The 23,364-nt window shown below is 74.5% G+C and carries 22 protein-coding genes; 21 read left to right on the top strand and 1 reads right to left on the bottom strand.

What is annotated here, in order from left to right; translation table 11 throughout:
* Positions 1-291: 291 nt before the first annotated feature.
* From nrfH to VER05_RS12420, 7 genes are read left to right on the top strand one after another with little or no spacing between them, the layout of a single operon-like run.
* Positions 292-780, top strand: coding sequence for a cytochrome c nitrite reductase small subunit (gene nrfH, locus VER05_RS12450; protein ID WP_324845662.1), 489 nt, complete (start codon positions 292-294; stop codon positions 778-780).
* Between the two features lie 11 nt (positions 781-791).
* Positions 792-2,255: an ammonia-forming cytochrome c nitrite reductase subunit c552 gene (locus tag VER05_RS12445; RefSeq protein WP_324845661.1), complete on the top strand. Its 1,464-nt coding sequence runs from the start codon at positions 792-794 to the stop codon at positions 2,253-2,255.
* A 20-nt stretch (positions 2,256-2,275) separates the two neighbouring features.
* Positions 2,276-3,175, top strand: a complete 900-nt coding sequence (locus VER05_RS12440; RefSeq protein WP_324845660.1) for a hypothetical protein — start codon at positions 2,276-2,278, stop codon at positions 3,173-3,175.
* Complete coding sequence (locus VER05_RS12435; protein WP_324845659.1) at positions 3,172-3,879, top strand: cytochrome c biogenesis CcdA family protein; 708 nt, start codon at positions 3,172-3,174, stop codon at positions 3,877-3,879. The genes VER05_RS12440 and VER05_RS12435 overlap by 4 nt, the downstream gene beginning before the upstream one ends.
* A 14-nt stretch (positions 3,880-3,893) precedes the next feature.
* On the top strand, positions 3,894-5,369 hold the full coding sequence (locus VER05_RS12430; protein WP_324845658.1) for a cytochrome c biogenesis protein ResB: 1,476 nt from the start codon (positions 3,894-3,896) through the stop codon (positions 5,367-5,369).
* Positions 5,366-6,241 (top strand): c-type cytochrome biogenesis protein CcsB, encoded by an 876-nt coding sequence (gene ccsB / locus VER05_RS12425; protein ID WP_324845657.1) that lies wholly within the window; start codon positions 5,366-5,368, stop codon positions 6,239-6,241. The genes VER05_RS12430 and ccsB overlap by 4 nt, the downstream gene beginning before the upstream one ends.
* Positions 6,234-6,914 carry a TlpA family protein disulfide reductase gene (locus VER05_RS12420; RefSeq protein ID WP_324845656.1) on the top strand — a complete coding sequence of 227 codons (681 nt, stop codon included), beginning with the start codon at positions 6,234-6,236 and terminating at the stop codon, positions 6,912-6,914. Before ccsB ends, VER05_RS12420 begins: the two co-directional genes overlap by 8 nt.
* Before the next feature lie 141 nt (positions 6,915-7,055).
* Here the strand turns inward: VER05_RS12420 and VER05_RS12415 are convergent, their stop codons facing one another.
* Positions 7,056-8,387, bottom strand: coding sequence for an isochorismate synthase (locus VER05_RS12415; RefSeq protein ID WP_324845655.1), 1,332 nt, complete (start codon positions 8,385-8,387; stop codon positions 7,056-7,058).
* A gap of 58 nt (positions 8,388-8,445) precedes the next feature.
* On the opposite strand from VER05_RS12415, the gene VER05_RS12410 reads away from it, so the two are divergent.
* From VER05_RS12410 to nuoL, 14 genes are all read left to right on the top strand, one after another.
* Positions 8,446-9,147 (top strand): demethylmenaquinone methyltransferase, encoded by a 702-nt coding sequence (locus VER05_RS12410; protein ID WP_324845654.1) that lies wholly within the window; start codon positions 8,446-8,448, stop codon positions 9,145-9,147.
* 146 nt (positions 9,148-9,293) lie between these two features.
* Positions 9,294-10,589: a geranylgeranyl reductase family protein gene (locus tag VER05_RS12405; protein WP_324845653.1), complete on the top strand. Its 1,296-nt coding sequence runs from the start codon at positions 9,294-9,296 to the stop codon at positions 10,587-10,589.
* 114 nt (positions 10,590-10,703) lie between these two features.
* Positions 10,704-11,072 (top strand): NADH-quinone oxidoreductase subunit A, encoded by a 369-nt coding sequence (locus VER05_RS12400; protein ID WP_147795390.1) that lies wholly within the window; start codon positions 10,704-10,706, stop codon positions 11,070-11,072.
* Position 11,073: 1 nt separating this feature from the next.
* Positions 11,074-11,625: a NuoB/complex I 20 kDa subunit family protein gene (locus VER05_RS12395; protein ID WP_147795391.1), complete on the top strand. Its 552-nt coding sequence runs from the start codon at positions 11,074-11,076 to the stop codon at positions 11,623-11,625.
* Entirely contained in the window at positions 11,622-12,419 is a 798-nt protein-coding gene (locus tag VER05_RS12390; protein WP_324845652.1) for an NADH-quinone oxidoreductase subunit C, read from the top strand. Before VER05_RS12395 ends, VER05_RS12390 begins: the two co-directional genes overlap by 4 nt.
* Entirely contained in the window at positions 12,416-13,771 is a 1,356-nt protein-coding gene (locus VER05_RS12385; RefSeq protein WP_324845651.1) for an NADH-quinone oxidoreductase subunit D, read from the top strand. The genes VER05_RS12390 and VER05_RS12385 overlap by 4 nt, the downstream gene beginning before the upstream one ends.
* Positions 13,771-14,685 carry an NADH-quinone oxidoreductase subunit NuoE gene (gene nuoE, locus VER05_RS12380; RefSeq protein ID WP_324845650.1) on the top strand — a complete coding sequence of 305 codons (915 nt, stop codon included), beginning with the start codon at positions 13,771-13,773 and terminating at the stop codon, positions 14,683-14,685. The genes VER05_RS12385 and nuoE overlap by 1 nt, the downstream gene beginning before the upstream one ends.
* The gene (nuoF, locus tag VER05_RS12375) at positions 14,685-16,025 is read left to right on the top strand and encodes an NADH-quinone oxidoreductase subunit NuoF (protein WP_324845649.1); all 1,341 of its coding nucleotides are present in this window, start codon (positions 14,685-14,687) and stop codon (positions 16,023-16,025) included. The genes nuoE and nuoF overlap by 1 nt, the downstream gene beginning before the upstream one ends.
* Positions 16,025-18,685: an NADH-quinone oxidoreductase subunit G gene (locus VER05_RS12370; RefSeq protein WP_324845648.1), complete on the top strand. Its 2,661-nt coding sequence runs from the start codon at positions 16,025-16,027 to the stop codon at positions 18,683-18,685. Before nuoF ends, VER05_RS12370 begins: the two co-directional genes overlap by 1 nt.
* Positions 18,686-18,717: 32 nt before the next feature.
* Positions 18,718-20,106 carry an NADH-quinone oxidoreductase subunit NuoH gene (nuoH, locus tag VER05_RS12365; RefSeq protein WP_324845673.1) on the top strand — a complete coding sequence of 463 codons (1,389 nt, stop codon included), beginning with the start codon at positions 18,718-18,720 and terminating at the stop codon, positions 20,104-20,106.
* A gap of 82 nt (positions 20,107-20,188) precedes the next feature.
* The gene (gene nuoI / locus VER05_RS12360; RefSeq protein WP_422653156.1) at positions 20,189-20,857 is read left to right on the top strand and encodes an NADH-quinone oxidoreductase subunit NuoI; all 669 of its coding nucleotides are present in this window, start codon (positions 20,189-20,191) and stop codon (positions 20,855-20,857) included.
* A complete protein-coding gene (locus tag VER05_RS12355) occupies positions 20,854-21,771 on the top strand; it encodes an NADH-quinone oxidoreductase subunit J (RefSeq protein ID WP_324845647.1) in 918 nt (305 codons plus the stop codon). The genes nuoI and VER05_RS12355 overlap by 4 nt, the downstream gene beginning before the upstream one ends.
* Positions 21,768-22,067 carry an NADH-quinone oxidoreductase subunit NuoK gene (gene nuoK / locus VER05_RS12350; protein ID WP_147795399.1) on the top strand — a complete coding sequence of 100 codons (300 nt, stop codon included), beginning with the start codon at positions 21,768-21,770 and terminating at the stop codon, positions 22,065-22,067. The genes VER05_RS12355 and nuoK overlap by 4 nt, the downstream gene beginning before the upstream one ends.
* A 13-nt stretch (positions 22,068-22,080) precedes the next feature.
* Positions 22,081-23,364, top strand: a 1,284-nt coding sequence (gene nuoL / locus VER05_RS12345) for an NADH-quinone oxidoreductase subunit L (RefSeq protein WP_324845646.1), incomplete at its 3' end; no start/stop codon positions are given.

The raw sequence follows: 23,364 nt of genomic DNA, 5'->3' as shown, positions 1-23,364 counted from the left end.
CGACCGGGGTGGTGAGCCCGCACCTCGCCACCCCACGACGGCCCCCGCGGCGCGCACCCCTGGCGCCCGCGGGGGTCGTCCTGCGTCCGGGGACGGTCCCGGTCGGCCTGCGGACCGGCCCGTCCAGCATCTGACACGGTCAAACCGGGACCAGGTGGGACGAGCCCGACGAGTCGCCCCGCGCGGCAGCGGGTGCCGGCGGCGCGGCTTGACGGCGCTCCGAGCGCGCCGGGAAGGTGGGGGCACGCCCCGCAGCCGACCCCGGGCGAGCTCCACCGGAGAGGCTGCCCCATGCGCGCGAGCTGGGCCCGCGTCGGACGCACGGCGCCCGCGCCCCGCGTGCTCGCCGCCGTCGCGGCGGCGACGATCGGGGTCCTCCTCGGCGTCGGCGGCTACGCCGTCCGGTACTCGAACGCGCTGTCCTACCTGGGCAAGGAGCCCGCCACCTGCGCGAACTGCCACGCGATGGCCGGGCACTACGAGGCGTGGGCCGCGGGGCCGCACGCGCAGGCGGCCACGTGCGTCGACTGCCACCTCCCGCACGAGGGCCTGGTCGAGCAGTACCGGGTGAAGGCCGAGGACGGCCTGGTGCACGGCGTGCGGTTCACGCTGGACGACTACCCGGAGAACGTGGTGATCCGGGACACGAGCCTCGCCGTGGCGGACCGGGCGTGCCTGCACTGCCACGGCGACCTGACGACGGACATGACGTTCGCCCGCGACGACGGCGCCGAGGGCCTCTCGTGCGTGCGCTGCCACGCGGGCGTCGGCCACGAGTAGGTGAGGGTGCGATGAGCGAGGACACCGAGGACCGCGTCGTGACCGGGCGGCGGCGCCGCTGGGTGCTGCCGGCGGTGGTGGCGGGGACCGCGCTGGCGGCGTTCGGCGTCGCGGCGCTGGTCGCCGACATCGGCGAGAACAAGGGCGAGGCGCGCGTGCGCTACGCCGCGGTGGTCGAGGTCGACGAGACCACCGTCGACCCGGCGGTGTGGGGCCGGAACTTCCCCGTCCAGTACCAGGCGTACCTGGGGACCGCGGAGTTCAAGGCCACGGAGCACAAGCCGCACCTGGTGGACCGGGAGCCCACGGAGGACGACCCCCGGACCGAGACCGCCGCGTCGAAGATCGAGGAGGACCCGCGCCTCGTCACGATGTGGACCGGGTACGCCTTCGCGAAGGACTACCGGCACGCCCGCGGGCACGCGTACATGCTCGAGGACCAGACGTACACGCTGCGCACCCAGGTGGTCGACCAGCCCGGCGCCTGCCTCAACTGCCACGCCTCGACGCCGACGATCATGGCCGACCTCGGCGACGGGGACACCCGGGCCGGGTTCGACGTGATGAACGCGATGGCGTTCACGGACGCGGTCGCGCTGGCCGAGCACCCGGTGACCTGCCTCGACTGCCACGACCCGGACACGATGGCGCTGCGGATCACCCGGCCGGCGCTGATCGACGGCCTGGCGGCCCTCAAGGCGTCCCAGGGCGTGGCGGACTACGACGTGAACCGCGACGCGACGCACAACGAGATGCGGTCGTACGTGTGCGCGCAGTGCCACGTCGAGTACTACTTCGCCGGCGACGGCAGGACGCTGACGTTCCCGTGGGCGAACGGGACCGACATCGACGAGGTGTGGGACTACTACCAGGAGGTCGGCCACGTCGACTTCCAGCACGGGATCACCGAGGCCTCGATCGTCAAGGCCCAGCACCCGGAGTTCGAGATGTGGTCGGCCGGCGTGCACGCCGCCAACGGCGTCAGCTGCGCCGACTGCCACATGACCTACCGCCGGGACGGCGCCACCAAGGTCACCCACCACGACATCGCGAGCCCGATGCTCGACGTCAACGCCTCGTGCGGCACCTGCCACGGCGCGTCGAGCGAGGACGTGCTCCGTGACCGGGTGACGACCATCCAGAACCGGTTCGTCGGCTCGCGGGACCGGGCGCTGGACGCGCTGACCGCGCTGATCGCCGACCTCGAGGTCGCGCTCGGGGACGGCACCCCCGTCGCGTGGGTCGAGCGGGCGCAGGAGCTGCAGAACCGGGCGAGCTTCTACGTCGACATGGCCTACTCGGAGAACTCCTACGGGTTCCACGCGCCCGACTACATGCAGCGGATCCTCAGCCAGTCGCTCGACGCCGCCCGCCAGGGCCAGCTCGCCCTGCGCGGGGTGGCGGCGGACGCGCTCGCGCCGTCGACGGTCGCGTCCGACAACGCCCGGCACGCCGCCGCCACCGGCCTCTCCTGAGGCCGGTGGGGGCCGGGTCGATGGGGACGCCGAGGCAGGGGCGCGGTCGGGAGGGCGGCAGCGGCGCGGACGCGGGGACGGACGACGCCGCCGGGGGCGGGACGGACCGGGCCGCCGACGGCGCCGCGCTGCTGCGGCTGCTGGCCACGGCGCCGCCCGAGGTGCGCGCCTGGCTCGCGGAGCACGCCACGGGCACGGCGGAGGGCGCGGCGGAGTCGCCGGCGGGGGGCGCGGGGGAGGCGTCGGCGGTGGGAGCGGACCGCGCCGCCCACGCGGACGCGGACCCCGCCGCCCACGACGACGCCGACCCCACCGCCCACGAGGACGAGGACGACGACATCCTCACCCGCCGGGCCCCGGCCGCGGGTGCCCCCGGGCCGGCCGCCCCCGGTGCACCCGCCCGCCGCGGCGCGTCGCTCCGGGTGCTCGTCCTCGTGGCGCTCGCGGTCGGCGCCGTCGCCGGCGTCTGGCTCGCGGGGCGCCCCGCCGCCGACCCGGACGCGGCGACCCCGACCCTGGCCGCCGCCGTCGCGGACGCCGAGGCCGAGGCCCGGATCGCCGCGCTCAAGGCCCGCCTCGCCGCCGACCCCGAGGACGTCGCCGCGCACCTGGAGCTCGGCGTGCTGCTGTTCAACGCCGAGCGGCTCGACGCCGCGGGCGAGCACTGGCAGACCGCCGCCCGGCTCGCGCCCGACGAGGCCGAGGCCTGGTACAACCTGGGCTTCTTCCACGCGTCGGCCGAGCCGCCCGACCACGCCGCGGCGCGCGAGTGCTGGGAGCGGGTGGTCGCGATCGACCCGGGCTCGGAGCTGGCCCGGGTCGCCACGATGCACCTGGGCGGCGTGCTGGCGGACGACGACGCCACCGGCGACGGCGCCCCGGACGGCGGCGCGCCCTCCGGCGACGGCGGCGCGGGATGACCGGCGCCGAGGGCCTGACCGTCCCCCTGGTGCTGCTCGCCGGGGTGGTGTCGTTCGCCTCGCCCTGCTTCCTGCCCGTCGTGCCGGTGTTCGTCGGCTACCTCGCCGGGCGCGGTGCCGGCACCGGCCGCCGGGCCGCCGCGGTGGGGCACGCCGCCACGTTCGTCGGCGCGTTCACCCTCGTGTTCGTCCTGCTGTGGTCGCTGGTGGGCGTCGTCGGGTGGGCCGTCGGCGACCACCGCGGGATCCTGCGGGTCGCCGGTGGGGCCGTGCTCATCGTGCTGGGCCTGCACACCGCCGGGCTGGTCCGGGTGCCGCTCGCGGACCGGACGCTGCGCGCGCGCTACTCGCCGGCGATCGCCGAGCCGCCGACGCACCGGCGGTCCGCGCTGCTGGGGCTGGCGTTCGGTGCCGGCTGGACGCCGTGCATCGGCCCGGTCCTCGGCGGGGTGCTCGGGCTGGCCACCCGCTCGGACTCCGTCCTGGGCGGCGCGGCGCTGCTGGTCGTGTACGCGCTCGGCCTGGGCCTGCCGTTCGTGCTCGTCTGCGCCGGGGCGAGCGGGCTCACCCGCCGGCTGTCCTGGTTCGCCCGGCACCACCGCGCGGTGAGCGTGGTCTCCGGCGCGCTGCTCGTCGCGGTCGGGTTCCTCATGGTCGCCGACCTGCTGCCGCGGCTCGCCGCCCTGACCCCGTTCGCGCTCTGAGAGGAGAGCCGCCCGTGCCGGACGACCGCCCCACCGCCGTCCTCGTCGACCCCCGGGCCGACCGGGACCGCGAGCCCGAGCCCGGGCACGACCTGACGGTGGGCGACCTGCTGCGCCGCGTCTACCAGGTCTTCTACTCCAAGACGGTGGGCCTGCTGCTCATCCTCGCCCTCACAGTGCTGGCGCTCGCGGGCGTGCTGATCGGCCAGGCGCCGGCGGGGACGTACGACGACGAGGCGGCCCGCGCGGCGTTCGTCGAGCGGGCGGCGGGCACGTTCGGCGGCTGGGCGGGGGTGCTCGACGCCCTCGGCCTGTTCCGGGTGTTCAGCTCGCCGCTGCTCCTCGTGGTCGTCGCGCTGCTCGCGCTCAGCATCGTCGCGTGCACCACGCACCGGGTCCCGCTGCTCTGGCGGCGGTACCGGCACCCGCGGACCCGCGCCGGGGCGGCGTTCTTCGACCGCGCGCGGCACCGCGCCGACCTGCCGGCGGACCTGCCGGCCGACCGGGCCGCCGCGGTGGTCCGGGACCGGCTCCGGGCCCGCCGGCACCGGGTGCTCGTCGACCCCGGCGACCCGCGCGCGCTGTACGCCGACCAGTACGCCTGGGGCGGGGTCGGCACGGTCGCCGCGCACATCTCGTTCCTGATGATCCTCGGCGCCTTCGTGCTCAGCGCGCACGCCGGCATCGACGACGCGCTGACGATCCCGGTCGGGGGCGACCCGGTCGAGGTCGGCCACGGCACGGGGCTGCGGGTCGCGGCGAAGTCGTTCGCCGCGCGGTACGACGACGACGGCCGACCGCTCGACTACGTGTCGCACCTGGTCGTCGAGGACGCGGACGGCGGGTCCGCCGCCCAGGACGTCCGGGTCAACCAGCCGCTGCGGCACGGGGGCGTGCGGTTCCACCAGGCGACGTTCGGCGTCGCCGCGGACGTCCGGGTCACCGGGCCGGGCGGCGAGGTGCTGCACGCGGGGTCGGTGCCGCTGGTGTGGACCTCGCAGGACGGCACCGCGGCGGTGGGGTCGGTCCCGCTGCCCGGGCTCGGCGCCGACCTCGAGGTGTTCGCGCCCGCCTCCGGCGCCACCGGCGCGGACCTCGCCGCCGGTCAGGCCGCGTTCCGGCTGGTGCGGACGTCCGACTCGGCCGTCACCGCCGCCGCGACCGCCGAGCAGGGCGAGCCGGTCGCGCTCGGGGACGTCACGGCCGTGTTCGAGCGGGAGCGGGAGTACACCGGGATCGCCGTCCGCCGCGACCCGGGCGCCGTGTGGATGTGGATCGGCTCCGCGCTGCTGATCGGCGGCTCGACCGTCACGTTCGCCTGCCGGCACCGGCGGGTGTGGATCCGGGTCGAGGAGGGGCCGGGCCGGGTGCGGCTCGCGTCCTCGGACGAGCGGGACGCCGCGAGCGAGCGCTGGTTCGCGGGCCTGGCGCAGGACCTGGAGGCCGCGCTGGACCGCGCGGCGACCGACGAGGGAAGGACGGCTCCGTGACCGACGACGAGGTGCTCCGGCTGGCCGAGTACGCGCTCACCGCCGCGCTGGTGCTGGTGGTGGTCGCGCTGGTGTGCGACCTGGTGATCCTGACCTCGCGGCGGCGCGCGCCGGCCGGGGCGCGTCCGGCGGTGGCGGCCGGGCGGGCCGCGGGGGCGCGCGGCCGCGGCCTCACGACGTACGCCACCGCGTTCGCCGTGGTGGCCGCGCTGCTGCTGACCGCCTACCTGGTCGCCCGGATGTCCGTCACCGGCCACGGCCCGTTCGCGAACCAGCACGAGTTCGCGGTCTCGTTCGCCTGGGGCATCCTCGTCGCCTACCTCGTGGCCGAGGTGCGCTGGCGGATGCGGGTGCTGTCCGTCGCGGTGCTGCCGGTCGCCGCCTGCCTGCTGCTGTACGCGATGCAGCTCGACGCCGGGGTCGCGCCGCTGGTCCCCGCGCTGCAGAACACCGTGCTGCTGTCCCTGCACGTCGGGTTCGCGATCCTGGCCTACGGCGCGGCGTGCGTGTCGTTCGGCGCGGCCGTGCTCTACCTGCTGCACCCGCGGCTGCGCCTGCTGTCCGGGATGCGCCGCGAGCGGCTGGACGAGGTCGGCTACCGGGCCGCGATGGTGACGTTCCCGCTGCTCACGACGATGATCGTGCTCGGCGCGATCTGGGCGGACACCGCGTGGGGCCGGTACTGGGGCTGGGACCCGAAGGAGACCGCGGCCCTGGTGACCTGGCTGATCTACGGCGCGTTCCTGCACGCGCGGGTGGCCCGCGGCTGGCGCGGCGAGCGGTCGGCGTGGCTGCTGGTGATCGGGTTCGCGGCGATCCTGTTCGCCTACTTCGGCAACCACTTCTTCGGCGGGCTGCACGCGTATGCCTGAGCGCGACCCGGGCCCCGGGGGCGCGGCCGACGTCGGCGCGCCCGACCCCGGACCCCCGCCCGCCGCGCCGCCCCGGCGCCGGCTGCGCGACTCGCTCGCGGGCCACGTCGTGGTCGTCGCCGTCGCCACGGTCCTCGTGCTCGCGGGCGTCTGGGTGGCGGGCGGCTCGCGCGGTGGCGGCGGGCCGGGGCCGTCGGCCACCGGCGAGCCCGGCACCTCGCCCGTCGAGCTCACCGGCGCGGTCGGCGACCCGCCCGAGGTCGGCCGCCCGGCCCCGGACTTCACCACGTTCGCCCTCGACGGCACCGACGTGATCCTGTCCGAGCTGCGCGGGCAGCCGGTGTGGCTGCTGTTCGGCGCGACGTGGTGCTCGAGCTGCCGGGCCGAGGCCCCGGACGTGCAGGCCGTGCAGGAGGCGTACGGCGACCGGGTGCGGATCGTCGCGGTCTACGTCGGGGAGTCGATCTCGACCGTGGGCGGGTTCGCCGACCGGCTCGGGCTGACGTACACCCACGTCGCGGACTCGTACACCGACATCGGCTCGGCGTACCGGGTCCTGGGCCTGCCGACGCACGTCTTCGTGGACGCGGACGGGGTGGTCGACGCGATCGAGGTCGGCACCCTCACCGAGCGCGCGGCGGCGACCCGCCTGGACGCCCTCCTGGCCGGCTGATCCCGGCCTGCCGTCTCAGCACGCCGAGATAGGACCGCCCGCGCGAGATAGGGCCGTCCGGGGTCCTATCTCGGCGCGGGGGTCCTATCTCGGCGGAGGGGGGGCGATCGAGGACGGCCGCCGGTCGTCCCGGCCCGGCCGTCAGTCCGAGGCCAGGGCCGTGCGCATCGGGACCAGCTTCGCCCGGGACTCCGCCAGCTCCGCCGCCGGGTCGGACGCCGCGACGATGCCGCAGCCCGCGAACAGCCGCAGCCGCCGCGGGTCGGCCGGGTCGAGCTCTGCGGACCGCAGCCCGATGCCCCACTCGCCGTCGCCGTCGGCGCCCACCCAGCCCACCGGCCCGGCGTACCGCGCCCGGTCCATGCCCTCGATCGACCGGATCAGGTCGCGTGCGGCCTCGGTCGGCGTGCCGCACACGGCGGCGGTCGGGTGCAGCGCGGCCGCGAGGGCCAGCGACGTCGGGTGCGGGCCGCCGTGCTCGCCGTCGGCGCCGCCGAGCACCGCCGTGACGTCGGACGCGAGGTGCAGCACGTTCGGCAGGTGCAGCACGAAGGGGGCGTCCGGCACGTTGGTCGACGAGCAGTAGGGCGCGAGCGCCTGGGCGACGGAGGACACCGCGTACTCGTGCTCCTCGAGGTCCTTCGACGAGTGCGCGAGGATCGCGGCGCGCGCCAGGTCGGCGTCGTCGTCGCCGGTGCGCCGGATGGTGCCCGCGAGCACGCGCGACGTCACCAGGCCCTTGTCCGAGCGGACGAGCAGCTCCGGGGTCGCGCCGACCAGGCCGTCGACGGAGAACGTCCAGCAGGTCGGGTACCGCTCGGCGAGCCGGCCGAGGGCGTGCCGGACGTCCAGCGGCTCGGCGGTCGTGGCGACCTCGTCGCGCGCCAGCACCACCTTGTCCACCTCGCCGGCCCGGATGGCGGCGACGCCGCGGGCGACCACGGCCGGCCAGTCCTCGGCCTCGACGGCGCCGGAGGCGTAGGTGACGGCGCCGGGGGAGCGGACCGGCGCGAGGCCGGCGACGTGCCGGGCGACCAGCGACCAGTCGGGCGCGGGGCCGAGGGTGCCGGCGGTCTCGACGACCGTCAGCCACGCCTGCCCGTCCCGGCGGCCGACGACCACCCGCGGCACCACGAGCGCGCCGCCCGCGGCGGACAGGTCGTCGAACGCGAACGAGCCGAACGCGACCGGGCCGGTGCCGGGCAGCCCGACCTCGTCCCGGACGACGGCGCTCCGGACCAGGCCCTGCCACCAGCGCTCGGCGTCGGCGAACCGGTCCGGGCCCGTGACGTCGACCCGCGCGGCCTCGCCCCAGCCGACGAGCCCGTCGCCCCGGCGCACCCAGGTCAGCGGGGCGTCCTCGGGGAGCAGGGAGAGCAGGTCGTCCGGGGCGTCGATCCGGACGGTGCGCACCACGAGCGGCTCGGGGTGCGAGGACGCCGCGGCCTGGCGGTCGTCGAGGGGGCTGGTCATCGCCGACCAGGGTACGACCGCGCGCGGGGCGGTCGCGCGACCTGACACGATGGGCACCATGCCCCGCGCCTCGCTCGACAAGGACCCGCACGACGTCGCCTCGATGTTCGACGGCGTCGCCCGCCGCTACGACCTGACCAACGACGTGCTGTCGCTCGGCCAGGACCGGATGTGGCGCAGGGCCACGCTGAAGGCGCTCGACGCGCTGCCGGGCGAGACCGTCCTCGACCTGGCCGCGGGCACCGGCACCTCGAGCGAGCCGCTGGCGGACGCCGGGGTGAAGGTCGTCCCGTGCGACCTGTCGACCGGGATGCTCACCGTCGGCAAGCGCCGCCGCCCCGACCTGCCGTTCACCGCGGGCGACGCGACGGCGCTGCCGTTCGCGGACGGCGTCTTCGACGCGGTGACGATCTCGTTCGGCCTGCGCAACGTGGTCGACACGGTCGGTGCGCTGGAGGAGATGCGCCGCGTGACGCGGCCGGGCGGCCGGCTCGTGGTGTGCGAGTTCTCGACGCCGACCTGGGCGCCGTTCCGCACGGTGTACTCCGGCTACCTCGTCAAGGCGCTGCCGGCGGTGGCGAAGGTCGTGGCGCGGGAGTCGGCGGCGTACGACTACCTGGCCGAGTCGATCCAGGACTGGCCGGACCAGCTGGGCCTCGCGAAGCTCCTCAAGGAGTCGGGCTGGACGTCGGTCGCCTACCGGAATCTCTCCGGGGGCATCGTCGCCCTGCACCGCGCCACAAATCCTGGGATCATTTAGCGCTGAATGGTGGGACGAAAGTCCCGGATAACCCCTGGTCAGGAGCAGAGACGCTACTGAGGCAAACCTTCGCAGACAGATCGTTGGTCGTATCACTAGACTCGGCCTGTCAACACGTGTGAAGGCATTCACAAATGGGGCGGACTGTGCACAGTGGGAAGAGCGATGACGCGGACGTCATCGTCGTCGGCGCCGGACCCGGCGGGTCCAGCGCTGCCTACCACTGCGCCGCCGCGGGCCTGTCGGTGCTGCTGCTCGACAAGGCGAGCTTCCCCCGGGACAAGATCTGCGGCGACGGCCTGACGCCGCGCGCGGTCGCCGAGCTGGTCCGGATGGGCGTGCCCCTGCGCGAGCAGGACGGCTGGATCCGGAACGTCGGCCTGCGGGTGCTCGGCGGCGGCCACGTCGTCGAGCTGCCCTGGCCCGAGCTCTCGTCCTACCCCTCCTACGGCCTGGCCCGCGCGCGGACCTCGCTCGACCACCTGCTGCTCGAGCACGCGCGCGCCGCCGGCGCCAAGGTGCAGGAGCGGACCAACGTCACGGGCCCGCTGGTCGACGAGCGCACCGGCCGCGTCGTCGGCGTCCAGGCGCGCCCGGTCGACGCCGACGGCCGCCGCGCGGGGGACCCGGTCGAGTACCGCGCCCCCGTCGTGATCGCCGCCGACGGCGTGTCCGCCCGGCTCGCGACCGGCCTCGGCCTGGAGAAGCGCCAGGACCGCCCGATGGGCGTCGCCGTGCGCACCTACTTCGAGACCCCGCGCCACGACGACCCGTGGATGGAGAGCCACCTCGAGCTGTGGGACGGCAAGCCGGGCGAGTCCGACCTCATGCCCGGCTACGGCTGGATCTTCTCGCTCGGCGACGGCACCGCCAACGTCGGCCTCGGCTCGGTGTCCTCGACCGCCGCCGCGACCAAGGTCGACTACAAGGACCTGTTCGCGAAGTGGATGGCCAACGCCCCCGCGGAGTGGGAGTTCACCCCGGAGCACCAGCTCGGCCCGGTCCGCGGCGCCGCGCTGCCGATGGGGTTCAACCGCGGCCCGCTGTACGGCCGCGGTCTCATGCTGGTCGGCGACGCCGCCGGGATGATCAGCCCGTTCAACGGCGAGGGCATCGCCTACGCCCTGCAGGCCGGCCGGGTCGCCGCGGACGCGATCGTCCAGGCCGCCGCCCGGGGCACCGCCGCGGGCCGGGAGCGCGCGCTCGCCACCTACGGCGCGCGGATGAAGGACGACCTGGGCGGGTACTACACGCTCGGCCGGGTCTTCGTGAAGCTCATCGAGCGGCCCGAGATCATGCGGGCGTGCACGCGGTACGGCCTGCCTCGCCCGCTGGTCATGAAGCTCACGCACAAGCTGCTCGCCGACTGCTACGAGCCGCACGGCGGCGACTGGGCCGACCGGACCATCGCCGCCCTCGCGCGTCTGGCGCCGGCCTCGTGACGGCCGCCGCCCGCACCGGGCCGCCCTGACGCGGCGGCGCCCCGGCCTCGCCCGCCACCCGCGCCCGCCCCGCAGCCCCACGGAAGCACTCCACCCCCCACCGGGAGAGCACCGATGACCAACCCGTACGTCCCCCTCCTCGTCATGATGGGGGTGGCCGCCGTCCTCGCGGTCGGCGGCCTCGCCGCCAGCGCCGTGATCGGCCCCAAGCGCTACAACCGCGCCAAGCTCGAGGCCTACGAGTGCGGCATCCAGCCGACCCCGCACGCCGTCGGCGGCGGCCGGTTCCCGGTGAAGTACTACCTGGTCGCGATGACCTTCATCATCTTCGACATCGAGGTCGTGTTCCTCTACCCGTGGGCCGTCAGCTTCGGTGAGCTGGCCGTGTTCGGGCTGGTGGCGATGGTGGGGTTCCTCGCGCTGATCACCGTGCCGTTCCTCTACGAGTGGCGGCGCGGCGGTCTCGAGTGGGACGAGGACTGAGATGGGTATCGAAGAGGCTCCCAGCGGCTTCCTGCTGACGTCGGTCGAGACGCTCGCCGGCCTGGTCCGGAAGGCCTCGCTGTGGCCGGTGACCTTCGGCCTGGCGTGCTGCGCGATCGAGATGATGGCGACGGGCGGGTCCCGGTTCGACATCTCCCGGTTCGGCATGGAGGTGTTCCGCGCGTCCCCGCGCCAGTCCGACCTCATGATCGTGGCCGGCCGGGTCAGCCAGAAGATGGCCCCGGTGGTGCGGCAGGTCTACGACCAGATGGCCGAGCCCAAGTGGGTGCTGTCGATGGGCGTGTGCGCCAGCAGCGGCGGCATGTTCAACAACTACGCGATCGTCCAGGGCGTCGACCACGTCGTGCCGGTCGACATCTACCTGCCGGGCTGCCCGCCGCGGCCGGAGATGCTGATCAACGCGATCCTCGAGCTGCACGAGCAGATCAAGGCCGAGCCCCTGGGCAAGAACCGGGCCGACATCGCCCGCGAGGTGGAGGCCGCCGCGCTGCGCGCCGAGCCCACCTCCCACATGACGGGGCTGCTGCGATGACCGACGAGAAGCAGGACGCCGCCGCGGCCGCCAAGGCGGGGGACGCCGCCTCGGCCGACGCCGGGGCGCAGCGCACCAGCGAGGCGGCCCTGGAGGCCGGCGGGCAGAACGTCCCGGCGGACCGGTCGCTGCCGCTCGAGGTCGTGCAGACCCGGCACGGCATGTTCGGGGTGCACGGCTCCGGCGACACCTCCGGCTTCGGCGGCCTGGTGCAGACCGTGGCGCTGCCCGGCCCGAGCGAGCGGCCGTACGGCGGCTGGTTCGACGAGGTGGTCGACGTGCTGACCGAGCTGCTGGACGCCTCCGGCACCGGCGCCGCGGCGGCCCTGGAGTCCGTCGTCGTCGACCGCGGCGAGCTCACGCTGAACATCGCGCGGGAGCACGTGGTCGAGGTCGCGCGGCACCTGCGGGACGACCAGGACCTCCGGTTCGAGCTCTCGCTCGGCGTCAGCGGCGTGCACTACCCGCACGACGCCGGCCGCGAGCTGCACGCCGTCTACCACCTGGTGTCCGTGACGCACGGGCGCCGGCTCCGGCTCGAGGTCGCGGCGCCCGAGGGTGACCCCACCATCCCCAGCACCGTCGGGGTCTACCCGGCGAACGACTGGCACGAGCGCGAGACCTGGGACTTCTTTGGCATCGTCTTCACCGGCCGCACCGACCTGGCGCGGATCGAGATGCCGGACGACTGGCCCGGCCACCCGCAGCGCAAGGACTACCCGCTCGGCGGCATCCCGGTGGAGTACAAGGGCGCCACCATCCCGCCGGCCGACCAGCGGAGGCAGTACTCATGAGCTCCCAGACGCACGCGCCGCGGGCCACCGGCCACCTCGTCGACGACGAGACCGTCGGCCTGCGCACCTTCGAGGCGACCGGCGGCGACTGGTCCGACATCGCCGAGGAGGCGGCCCGGCTCGGCGAGCAGCGCATCGTCGTCAACATGGGCCCGCAGCACCCGTCCACGCACGGCGTGCTCCGCCTCATGCTCGAGATCGACGGCGAGACGGTGACCGAGGCCCGCGCGGGCATCGGCTACCTGCACACCGGCATCGAGAAGAACATGGAGTACCGCACCTGGACCCAGGGCGTGACGTTCTGCACCCGCATGGACTACGTCGCCCCGCTGTTCCAGGAGGCCGCGTACTGCCTCGCGGTGGAGAAGCTGCTCGGCATCACCGACGACATCCCGGTCCGCGCGAGCGAGATCCGGGTGCTGATGATGGAGCTCAACCGGATCTCCTCGCACCTGGTCTGCCTGGCGACCGGCGGCAACGAGCTCGGCGCCACCACGATCATGACCATCGGGTTCACCGCCCGCGAGGAGATCCTGCGGATCTTCGAGATGGTCACCGGCCTGCGGATGAACCACGCGTACATCCGCCCCGGCGGCGTCGCGCAGGACATCCCGCCGGGCGGGCTCGACTCGGTGCGCGAGGCGCTGGTCGGCGTGCGGCGCTACCTCACGCAGCTCGAGGACCTCATGCTCGGCCAGCCGATCCTCAAGGGCCGGCTGCAGAACGTGGGCGTGCTCAACCTCGCGGGTTGCATGGCGCTCGGCATCACCGGCCCGATGCTCCGCTCGACGGGCCTGCCGTACGACGTCCGCAAGGCCGCCCCGTACTGCGGCTACGAGACCTACGACTTCGACGTCCCGGTCTCCGAGGGCTCGGACTGCTGGGACCGGATGGTCCTGCGGATCGAGGAGTGCTACCAGTCGATGCGGATCGTCGAGCAGGTGATCGAGCGGCTGCAGGCCTCGGCCGGCACGCCCGTCATGGTCGAGGACAAGAAGATCGCCTGGCCCGCGCAGCTCGCCATCGGCAGCGACGGCATGGGCAACTCGCTCGACCACATCCGGGAGATCATGGGCACCTCGATGGAGGCCCTGATCCACCACTTCAAGCTGGTGACGGAGGGCTTCCGGGTCCCCGCCGGCCAGGCGTGGCAGACCGTCGAGCACCCCCGCGGCGAGCTCGGCGTGCACCTCGTCTCCGACGGGGGCACCAAGCCGTACCGGGCGCACTTCCGCGACCCGTCGTTCAACAACCTGCAGGCCGTCTCGGTGCTCTGCGAGGGCGGGCAGGTGGCGGACGTCGTCTGCTCCGTCGCCTCCATCGACCCGGTGCTCGGAGGGGTGGACCGCTGATGACCGCCATCGACCACCCGCGGATCCCCGGCTCGGGGCGCCCGCGCGCGGCCTACGACGACGCGACCCGGGAGCGGCTCGCCGCCGACGCGGCGCAGGTCGTCGCCCGGTACCCGGACGCGCGCTCGGCCCTGCTGCCGCTGCTGCACCTGGTGCAGTCCGAGGACGGCTACGTGAGCCCGGCGGGCATCGCGTTCTGCGCCGCCACCCTCGACCTGTCGACCGCCCAGGTGTCGGCGGTCGCGACCTTCTACACCCAGTACAAGCGCCGCCCGAACGGCGAGTACACGGTGGGCGTCTGCACCAACACGCTCTGCGCGATCATGGGCGGCGACGCGATCTGGGAGGACCTCACCGACCGGCTCGGCATCGGGCACGACGAGACGACGGGCGACGGGAAGATCACGCTCGAGCGGATCGAGTGCAACGCGGCCTGCGACTACGCGCCGGTCATGATGATCAACTGGGAGTTCTTCGACAACCAGACGCCGGACTCGGCCGCCGAGGTGGTCGGGAGGCTCATCGCGGGGGAGTCGGTGGCCCCGACCCGCGGGCCGTCCCGGGTACAGACGTTCAAGCAGGTGTCCCGCGTGCTCGCCGGGTTCGACGACGGCCTCGCGGACGAGGGCGTGGCGGCCGGCGAGCCGACGCTGCGCGGCCTGCGGCTGGCGCGGGAGAACGGCTGGACCGCCCCGTCGGTCGACGCCGGGGCGCGCGACGCCGCGCAGGCCGAGCCCGCGGCGCCCGCCGCCGGCACCGCCGCGCCGGCGGCGAGCGCGCCGCAGCCCGGGGGCGAGCAGTCCTCCGTCGACCGCCCCGCGGCCGGCGCCGCCGAGCGGTCCGCCGACCAGGAGAAGGCCGAGCACCGCGCGGACGACACCAGCGCCCCCGCCGACAGCGAGAAGGAGTCGTGATGGCCGACGCGACCACCCTGACCCCGGTCCTGAGCGACCGGTGGGACGCCGACCGCCCGTGGGACCTCGGCACGTACGAGTCCCGCGGCGGCTACCGCGGGCTGCGCCGGGCCCTGACGATGGACGCCGCCGACGTGGTGACGACCGTCAAGGACTCCGGCCTGCGCGGCCGCGGCGGCGCCGGCTTCCCGACCGGCATGAAGTGGGGCTTCCTGCCCGCGCCGGACGGCGGCCCCCGCTACCTGGTCGTCAACGCCGACGAGTCCGAGCCGGGCACCTGCAAGGACATCCCGCTGATGCTGGCGGACCCGCAGCTGCTGGTCGAGGGCGTGGCGATCACCTCGTACGCGATCGGCTGCCACCACGCGTTCATCTACCTGCGCGGTGAGGTGGTGCACGTCTACCGCCGGCTGCTGCACGCGGTCGAGCAGGCGTACGCGAAGGGCTACCTGGGCACGAACATCCTGGGCAGCGGCTACGACCTCGACGTCACGGTGCACGCCGGCGCCGGCGCGTACATCTGCGGCGAGGAGACCGCGCTGCTCGACTCGCTCGAGGGCCGGCGCGGCCAGCCGCGCCTCAAGCCGCCGTTCCCCGCCGTCGCGGGCCTGTACGCCCGGCCGACCGTCGTGAACAACGTCGAGTCGATCGCCTCGGTGCCCGGCATCGTGGTCGGCGGCTCGGACTGGTTCCGCGCGATGGGCACCGACCGGTCGCCCGGCCACGGCCTGTTCTCGCTGTCCGGCCACGTGCAGCGCCCGGGCCAGTACGAGGCGCCGCTCGGCATCACCATGCGCGAGCTGCTGGCCATGGCCGGCGGCGTCCGCGAGGGCCACGAGCTGAAGTTCTGGACCCCGGGCGGCTCGTCGACCCCGATCTTCACCGCGGAGCACCTCGACGTCCCGCTCACCTACGAGGAGGTCGGCGCCGCCGGCTCGATGCTCGGCACCCGCGCGCTGCAGGTGTTCGACGACTCGGTGTCGGTGGTCAAGGCCGTCTCGCGGTGGACGCAGTTCTACAAGCACGAGTCGTGCGGCAAGTGCACCCCGTGCCGCGAGGGCACGTTCTGGCTCGCGCAGGTGCTCGCCCGCCTGGAGGCGGGCCAGGGCACGTCGGGGGACATCGACCTGCTGCTCGACCTGTGCGACAACATCCTCGGCAAGGCGTTCTGCGCCCTGGGCGACGGCGCGACCAGCCCGATCACCTCGGCGATCCAGTACTTCCGGGAGGAGTTCGAGGCGGGCACCCACACGCCCGCCGACGTGCTGTTCCCGCCGGAGCGCGCCTCGCTCTTCCCCTACACGCCGCGCCGCAGCGGCCAGCTCGCGGGAGCCCACTGATGACCGTGACCGCACCGAAGCCGCCCGCAGCGGGCCAGGCGCCCGAGCCGAAGCCGGACGGCGTCACCTTCACCATCGACGGCATCGAGACCACCGTGCCGAAGGGCACCCTGGTGATCCGCGCCGCGGAGCAGCTCGGCATCCAGATCCCGCGGTTCTGCGACCACCCGCTGCTGGCCCCGGCCGGCGCCTGCCGGCAGTGCCTCGTCGAGGTCTGGGCCCCCGGCCGCGACGGCAAGGTCGCGAAGATGCCGAAGCCGCAGGCCTCCTGCACGCTGACCGCGACGCCCGGCATGGACGTCCGCACGCAGCGCACCTCCGCCGAGGCGGACAAGGCGCAGCACGGCGTGATGGAGCTGCTGCTCATCAACCACCCGCTGGACTGCCCGGTCTGCGACAAGGGCGGCGAGTGCCCCCTGCAGAACCAGGCGATGTCGAACGGCCGCAGCCAGACCCGGTTCGTCGACATCAAGCGGACGTTCCCGAAGCCGATCGCCGTCTCGACGGAGATCCTGCTCGACCGCGAGCGGTGCATCCTCTGCCAGCGGTGCACCCGGTTCTCCCGGGAGATCGCGGGCGACCCGTTCATCGACCTGCAGAAGCGCGGGGCGATGCAGCAGATCGGCCGGTTCGACGCCGACGTGCTGGGCTTCGCCGGCGCGGGGGTCGAGGGCGAGGACGGGGCGGCCGACGGCACGCTGGCGTTCGACGACCGGGTGTTCCTCGGCGCCGACATCCCGGTCGGCCCGGCCGAGGACGACGAGTCGGGGTCGCCGTTCGCCTCGTACTTCTCGGGCAACACCGTGCAGATCTGCCCGGTCGGCGCGCTGACCGGCGCGGCCTACCGGTTCCGCGCCCGCCCGTTCGACCTGGTGTCGACGCCGGGCGTGGCCGAGCACGACTCGTCCGGCGCGGCCATCCGCGTCGACCACCGGCGCGGCGTCGTGCTGCGCCGGCTCGCGGGGGAGGACCCCGAGGTCAACGAGGAGTGGATCACCGACAAGGACCGGTTCGCCTTCACCTGGCAGTCCGCCGCCGACCGGATCACCACCCCGCTGGTGCGGGACCGGGCCGAGGACGGCACCCGCGGCGAGCTGCACCCCGCGTCCTGGGCCGAGGCCCTGGAGGTCGCGGCGCACGGCCTGGCGCAGGCCCGCGAGGCCGGCGGCGTGGGCGTGCTGCCCGGCGGCCGGCTGACCGTCGAGGACGCCTACGCGTACGGCAAGTTCGCCCGCGTGGTGCTCGGCACCAACGACGTCGACCTGCGCGCCCGGCCGCACTCGGACGAGGAGCTCGCGTTCCTCGGCCACGCGGTCGCCGGCACCGGCCTGGGCGTCACGTTCCGCGACCTGGAGGCCGCGCCCACCGTCCTGCTCGCCGGCCTGGAGGCCGAGGAGGAGGCGGGCGTCGTGTTCCTGCGGCTGCGCAAGGGCGTGGTCGCGGGCCGCACGACGGTGCACGCCGTCGCCCCGCTGGCCAGCCGCGGGCTGGAGCGCCTGGACGGGACGCTGCTGCGCGCCGCCCCGGGCACCGAGCCCGAGGTGCTGGACGCGATCGGCTCCGGCGACCTCGCCGACCTGGGTGCCGCGCTCGGCGGCGCCGGCGCGCTGATCCTGGTGGGCGAGCGCCTGGCCGCGGTGCCCGGCGCGCTGTCCGCGGTGCTCCGGCTGTCCGGCCGCACCGGCGCCCGCGTCGCGTGGATCCCGCGCCGCGCGGGCGAGCGCGGCGGCGTCGAGGCCGGCGCCCTGCCGACCCTGCTGCCCGGCGGCCGCCCGGTCGTCGACGCCGCGGCCCGCGTGGACGTGGCCGCCGCCTGGGACGTCGAGCACCTGCCCGCCGAGGCGGGCCGCGACACCAGCGCGATCCTCGCGGCCGCGACGGACGGCACGCTCGGCGGCCTGCTGGTCGGCGGCGTTGACGTGCGCGACCTGCCCGACCCGGCCGCCGCCCGCGCGGCGCTGGCCGCCGCCGGCTTCGTCGTCTCGCTGGAGGTGCGGTCCTCCGAGGTCACCGCGCTCGCCGACGTCGTGCTGCCGGTCGCCCCGCCCGTGGAGCGGCCCGGCACGTTCGTGTCCTGGGAGGGCCGCGTGCGGCCGTTCCCGCAGGCGCTCACCTCGACCGCGATGCCGGACCACCGCGTCCTCGACGCGCTGGCCGACGAGCTCGGCGTGACCCTGGGCCTGCGCACCGTGTCCGAGGTGCACGCCGACGCCGACCCGCTGACCGGCGAGTGGGACGGCGCGCGCGTCGCCGCCCCGGCCGTCGCGGCCGCCGAGCCGCCGGCCGTCGCCGCGGGCCACGCGGTGCTGGCGTCCTGGCACCAGCTGCTCGACGCCGGCCGGCTGCAGGACGGCGAGCCGTTCCTGGCCGGCACCGCCAAGCGCCCGGTCGCCCGGCTGTCGCCCGCGACCGCCGCGGCCGCGGGGGTGCTCGACGGCGCGCTGCTGACCGTCGCCACCGACGCCGGGTCGATCACGCTGCCGGCCGTCGTCACCGACATGGCCGACCACGTCGTCTGGCTGCCCACCGCCTCGGCGGGAAGCCAGGTCCGGGACGCGCTGCGCGCGGTGCCGGGCGACCTGGTCCGGGTCGGGCCGGCGCCGGCCGAGCCCGTCGGCCCCGCCGACGGGACCGCCACCGACGAGGAGGTGACCGCGTGACCGCGTCGCTCGCGGCCGTGCTGCCCACCGCCCTGCCCGCCGTGCTCCCCGCCGCCGCGGCGGACGGCGGCGCGGCGGACTTCAGCCAGGACGTGTTCTGGGTCTGGCTGCTCAAGGCCGTCGGCATCCTGGTGTTCCTGCTGCTCAGCGTGCTCATCGCCATCTGGTTCGAGCGCCGCGTCGTCGGCCGGATGCAGCTGCGCCCGGGCCCGAACGTGCACGGCCCGTTCGGCCTGTTCCAGTCGCTCGCCGACGCGATGAAGCTCCTGCTCAAGGAGGACGTCACCGTCAAGGCGGCCGACAAGCTGGTCTACCTGGTGGCGCCGTTCATCGCGGTGTTCTGCTCGCTGCTCACCATGGCGGTCATCCCGTTCGGCCCCGAGGTGTCGATCTTCGGCGTGCTCACGCCGCTGCAGCTGACCGACTTCCCGGTCGCGGTGCTCTACATCCTGGCCTGCGCCTCGGTCGGCGTGTACGGCATCGTCCTCGGCGGCTGGTCGTCCAACTCGACCTACCCGCTGCTCGGCGCCGTGCGGTCCACCGCGCAGGTCATCTCGTACGAGCTCGCGATGGGCCTGTCCCTGGTCAGCGTGTTCATCCTGGCCGGGTCGATGTCGACGTCCGAGATCGTCGCCTCGCAGACCACGATCTGGTGGCTGATCCCGCTCGCGCCGGCGTTCGTCATCTACGTCATCTCGATGGTCGGCGAGACCAACCGGCTGCCGTTCGACCTCCCCGAGGCCGAGGGCGAGCTGGTCGGCGGCTACACCACCGAGTACTCGTCCATGAAGTTCGCGTGGTTCTTCCTGGCCGAGTACATCAACATGCTCAACGTCTCGGCCGTCGCGACCACGCTGTTCTTCGGCGGCTGGCGCGCCCCGTGGCCGCTGTCCTGGATCGGCGACGGCGTGCTGAACACCGGCTGGTGGCCGCTGCTGTGGTTCGTCGCCAAGGTGTGGCTGTTCATGTTCCTGTTCGTGTGGATCCGCGGCACGCTGCTGCGGTTCCGGTACGACCAGTTCATGAAGTTCGGCTGGAAGGTGCTGATCCCGTCGGCGCTGGTCTGGCTGGTCTGCGTCGCGGTCGTCCAGGGCGTCCGCCAGTTCGGCGGCGCGGACGTCATGGCGATGCTGCCCTGGCTCGGCGGCGCGATCCTCGTGGTCGTCGCGCTGTCGTTCCTCATCCCGGAGAAGAAGGCCGCGCCGGAGCCGGCGCCGTCGGACGAGCCGTTCGACGCGTTCGCCGGGGGCTTCCCGGTGCCGCCGCTGCCCGGCCAGAGCCTGCCGCCGTCCCCGCGCGCCGCACGGCGCGAGGCTCAGGCGCCCGCGTCGCCCGCCCTCGTCGGCGGCCCCGCGCCGGGCGACCAGGGCGCGGACGGCGACGCCCCCGAGTCCCCCACCCAGGAGGTGCCGCGTGGCTGACACGCCGGACAAGTCCGTCGAGCGGACGGGGGGCGGTGGCGAGGTCGCCCGGCCCGCCACGGTCCGCCCGTACGAGTCGCTGATCCCGAAGCGGAGCCCGGTCGCCGACGCGCTCGCGCCCGCCGCCGGGTTCGGTGTGACGATCAAGAACTTCTTCAGCCGGACGGTCACCGAGCAGTACCCGTTCGAGACGGCGCCCGTGAAGCCGCGGTTCCACGGCCGGCACCAGCTCAACCGGTACCCGGACGGCCTGGAGAAGTGCATCGGCTGCGAGCTGTGCGCGTGGGCCTGCCCCGCGGACGCGATCTACGTCGAGGCGTCGGACAACACCCCCGAGAAGCAGATGTCGCCCGGGGAGCGGTTCGGCAGCGTCTACCAGATCAACTACCTGCGCTGCATCTTCTGCGGCCTGTGCATCGAGGCCTGCCCGACGCGCGCGCTCACCATGACCAACGACTTCGAGCTGGCGGGCCCGACCCGCGAGGGCCTGATCTACGAGAAGCAGGACCTGCTCGCGCCGCTGGCCGAGGGGATGCTCGCCGCGCCGCACCCGATGGTCGAGGGCACGACCGACACCGAGTACTACCGCGGCGAGGTCACCGGCCCGACCCCCGCGCAGGTCGACTGGGTCGCCGAGCAGCGCCCGGACGACCCGACGCTGGAGGCCGCGCGCCGCCGCACCGGCGGGACGTCCGCGCCCGCGACCGCGTCGGCCGAGGCGCCCGCGCCCGTGGGGCGGGAGCCCCGATGACCCCGTCGACCGCCGAGACGGTCCTGTTCTGGGTCCTGGCCCCGATCATGGTGCTGGCCGCGTCCGGCCTGCTGTTCGCCCGCAAGGCCGTGCACGCCGCGCTCTGCGTCATCACCGTGATGATCTCGCTCGCGTTCCTGTACGTCGCCCAGGAGGCGCCGTTCCTCGGCGTCGTCCAGGTGGTCGTCTACACGGGCGCCGTCATGATGCTGTTCCTGTTCGTGCTCATGCTGGTCGGCGTCGACGCCTCGGACTCCCTGGTCGAGACGCTGAAGGCGCAGCGGTGGGTCGGCTGGCTGGGCGCGCTCGGCCTGGGCGTGGTGCTGGTCGGCGTCGTCGGCCGGGCCACCTACCCGTCCGCGGTCGGGCTCGCCGAGGCCAACGCCCCCGGCAACCCGACCGGCGTCGCGCGGATCATCTTCGGGCAGCACGTGTTCGGCCTCGAGGTCGTCGGCGCCCTGCTGGTGACCGCCGCGCTCGGCGCGCTGGTCCTCACGCACCGGCAGCGCCTCAAGCCGCTGGTCAAGCAGCCCGAGCGCGCCGCGGCCCGCGTGGCCGCCGGCGCCCGGCTCACCCCGCTGCCCGCCCCGGGCGTGTACGCGCGGCACAACGCGATGGACGTGCCCGCGCTCGACCCCGACGGCCGGCCGATCGAGGACTCCGTGCCCCGCGTGCTGCGGATTCGCGGCCAGGAGGCCGGGACGGCCGAGTACCGCGCGGACACCTACCGGCGCGCGGTCACGGCGGTGCTCGCCGAGCGCGGCACCCCGGCCACGGACGCGGAGGTCGACGCGGCCCTCGGGACCGTCGAGGACGACCCGCGGCCCGCCGCGGCACCGCCCGGGACCACCACCGGCCCCACGGCGGACATCGACCTCGGCGGCGGCTCGACCCGGACGGAGACCGAGCGGTGACCCTCACGAACTACCTGGTGCTCTCCGGGATCCTGTTCTCGATCGGCGCCGCGACGGTGCTGCTGCGCCGGAACGCGATCATCGTGTTCATGGGCGTCGAGCTCATGCTCAACGCGACCAACCTGGCGCTGGTGACGTTCTCCCGGCTGCACGGCGACCTGACCGGCCAGGTCATGGCGTTCTTCGTCATGGTCGTGGCCGCCGCGGAGGTGGTCGTCGGGCTGGCGATCATCGTGTCGATCTTCCGCACCCGGAAGTCGGCCTCGGTCGACGACATCAACCTGCTGAAGAGCTGAGGGGACTGTGGACGTGAACTCCCTCGCCCCGCTGCTGGTGGCGGTGCCGCTGGCGAGCGCGGCGGTGCTGCTGCTGCTCGGGCGGCGCTCCGACCGCTGGGGCCACTGGCTCGGCCTGCTGGCGTCGACCGCGGCGTTCGTCGTGGGCGCGCTGCTGCTGGTCGAGCTGCTGGGCCGGCCGGCGGACGACCGGTCGATCCGGGTGCACCTGTTCGACTGGATCTCAGCGGGACGGTTCGACCTGTCGGCCGGGCTGCTGGTCGACCCGCTGTCGCTCACCTTCGTCCTGCTGGTGACGTTCGTCGGCTCGCTGATCCACCTGTACTCGGTCGCGTACATGGCGCACGACGCCGCCCGCCGCCGGTTCTTCGCCTACCTGAACCTGTTCATCGCGGCGATGCTGATCCTGGTCCTCGCGGACTCCTACCTGCTGCTGTTCGTCGGCTGGGAGGGCGTCGGCCTGGCCTCGTACCTGCTCATCGGGTTCTGGAACCACCACACGCCGTACGCGGTCGCCGCCAAGAAGGCGTTCGTCGCCAACCGCGTCGGCGACATCGGCCTCCTGGTCGCGCTCATGCTCATGTTCGCGACGTTCGGCTCGGTGGACTTCGCGTCGGTCTCCGCGGGCATCGACGGCGGGCTGGCGTCCACCGCCACGCTCACCGCGACGGGCCTCATGCTGCTGCTCGCGGCGTGCGGCAAGTCGGCGCAGTTCCCGCTGCAGTCCTGGCTCGGCGACGCGATGGCCGGCCCCACCCCGGTGTCCGCGCTCATCCACGCGGCGACGATGGTCACCGCCGGCGTCTACCTGATCGTCCGGTCCGCGCCCGTGTTCGAGGGCGCGCCCACCGCGCAGCTCGTCGTCACGGTCGTCGGCGCGATCACCCTGGTGTTCGGGGCGGTCGTCGGCTGCGCGAAGGACGACATCAAGAAGGCGCTCGCCGCGTCGACGATGTCCCAGATCGGCTACATGGTGCTCGCCGCCGGGCTCGGGCCGGTCGGGTACGCGTTCGCGATCTTCCACCTCGTGACCCACGGCTTCTTCAAGGCCGGCATGTTCCTCGGCGCCGGGTCCGTCATGCACGGGATGGACGACCAGACCGACATGCGCCGGTTCGGCGCGCTGCGGAAGTACATGGTCATCACCTGGGTGACCTTCGGCCTCGGCTGGCTCGCGATCCTCGGCGTCCCGCCGTTCTCCGGCTTCTGGTCGAAGGACAAGATCATCGAGTCCGCGTTCGTGGTGCCCGAGGGCGCCGGCGAGTGGCGGGCCTGGCTGTTCGGCGCGGTCGCGCTG

The organism is Cellulomonas sp., from assembly GCF_035634735.1.
Taxonomy (GTDB): Bacteria; Actinomycetota; Actinomycetes; order Actinomycetales; family Cellulomonadaceae; genus Cellulomonas.
The sequence above is the reverse complement of the archived record's forward strand: the minus strand, read 5'-3'. Positions and strand labels throughout refer to the sequence as shown.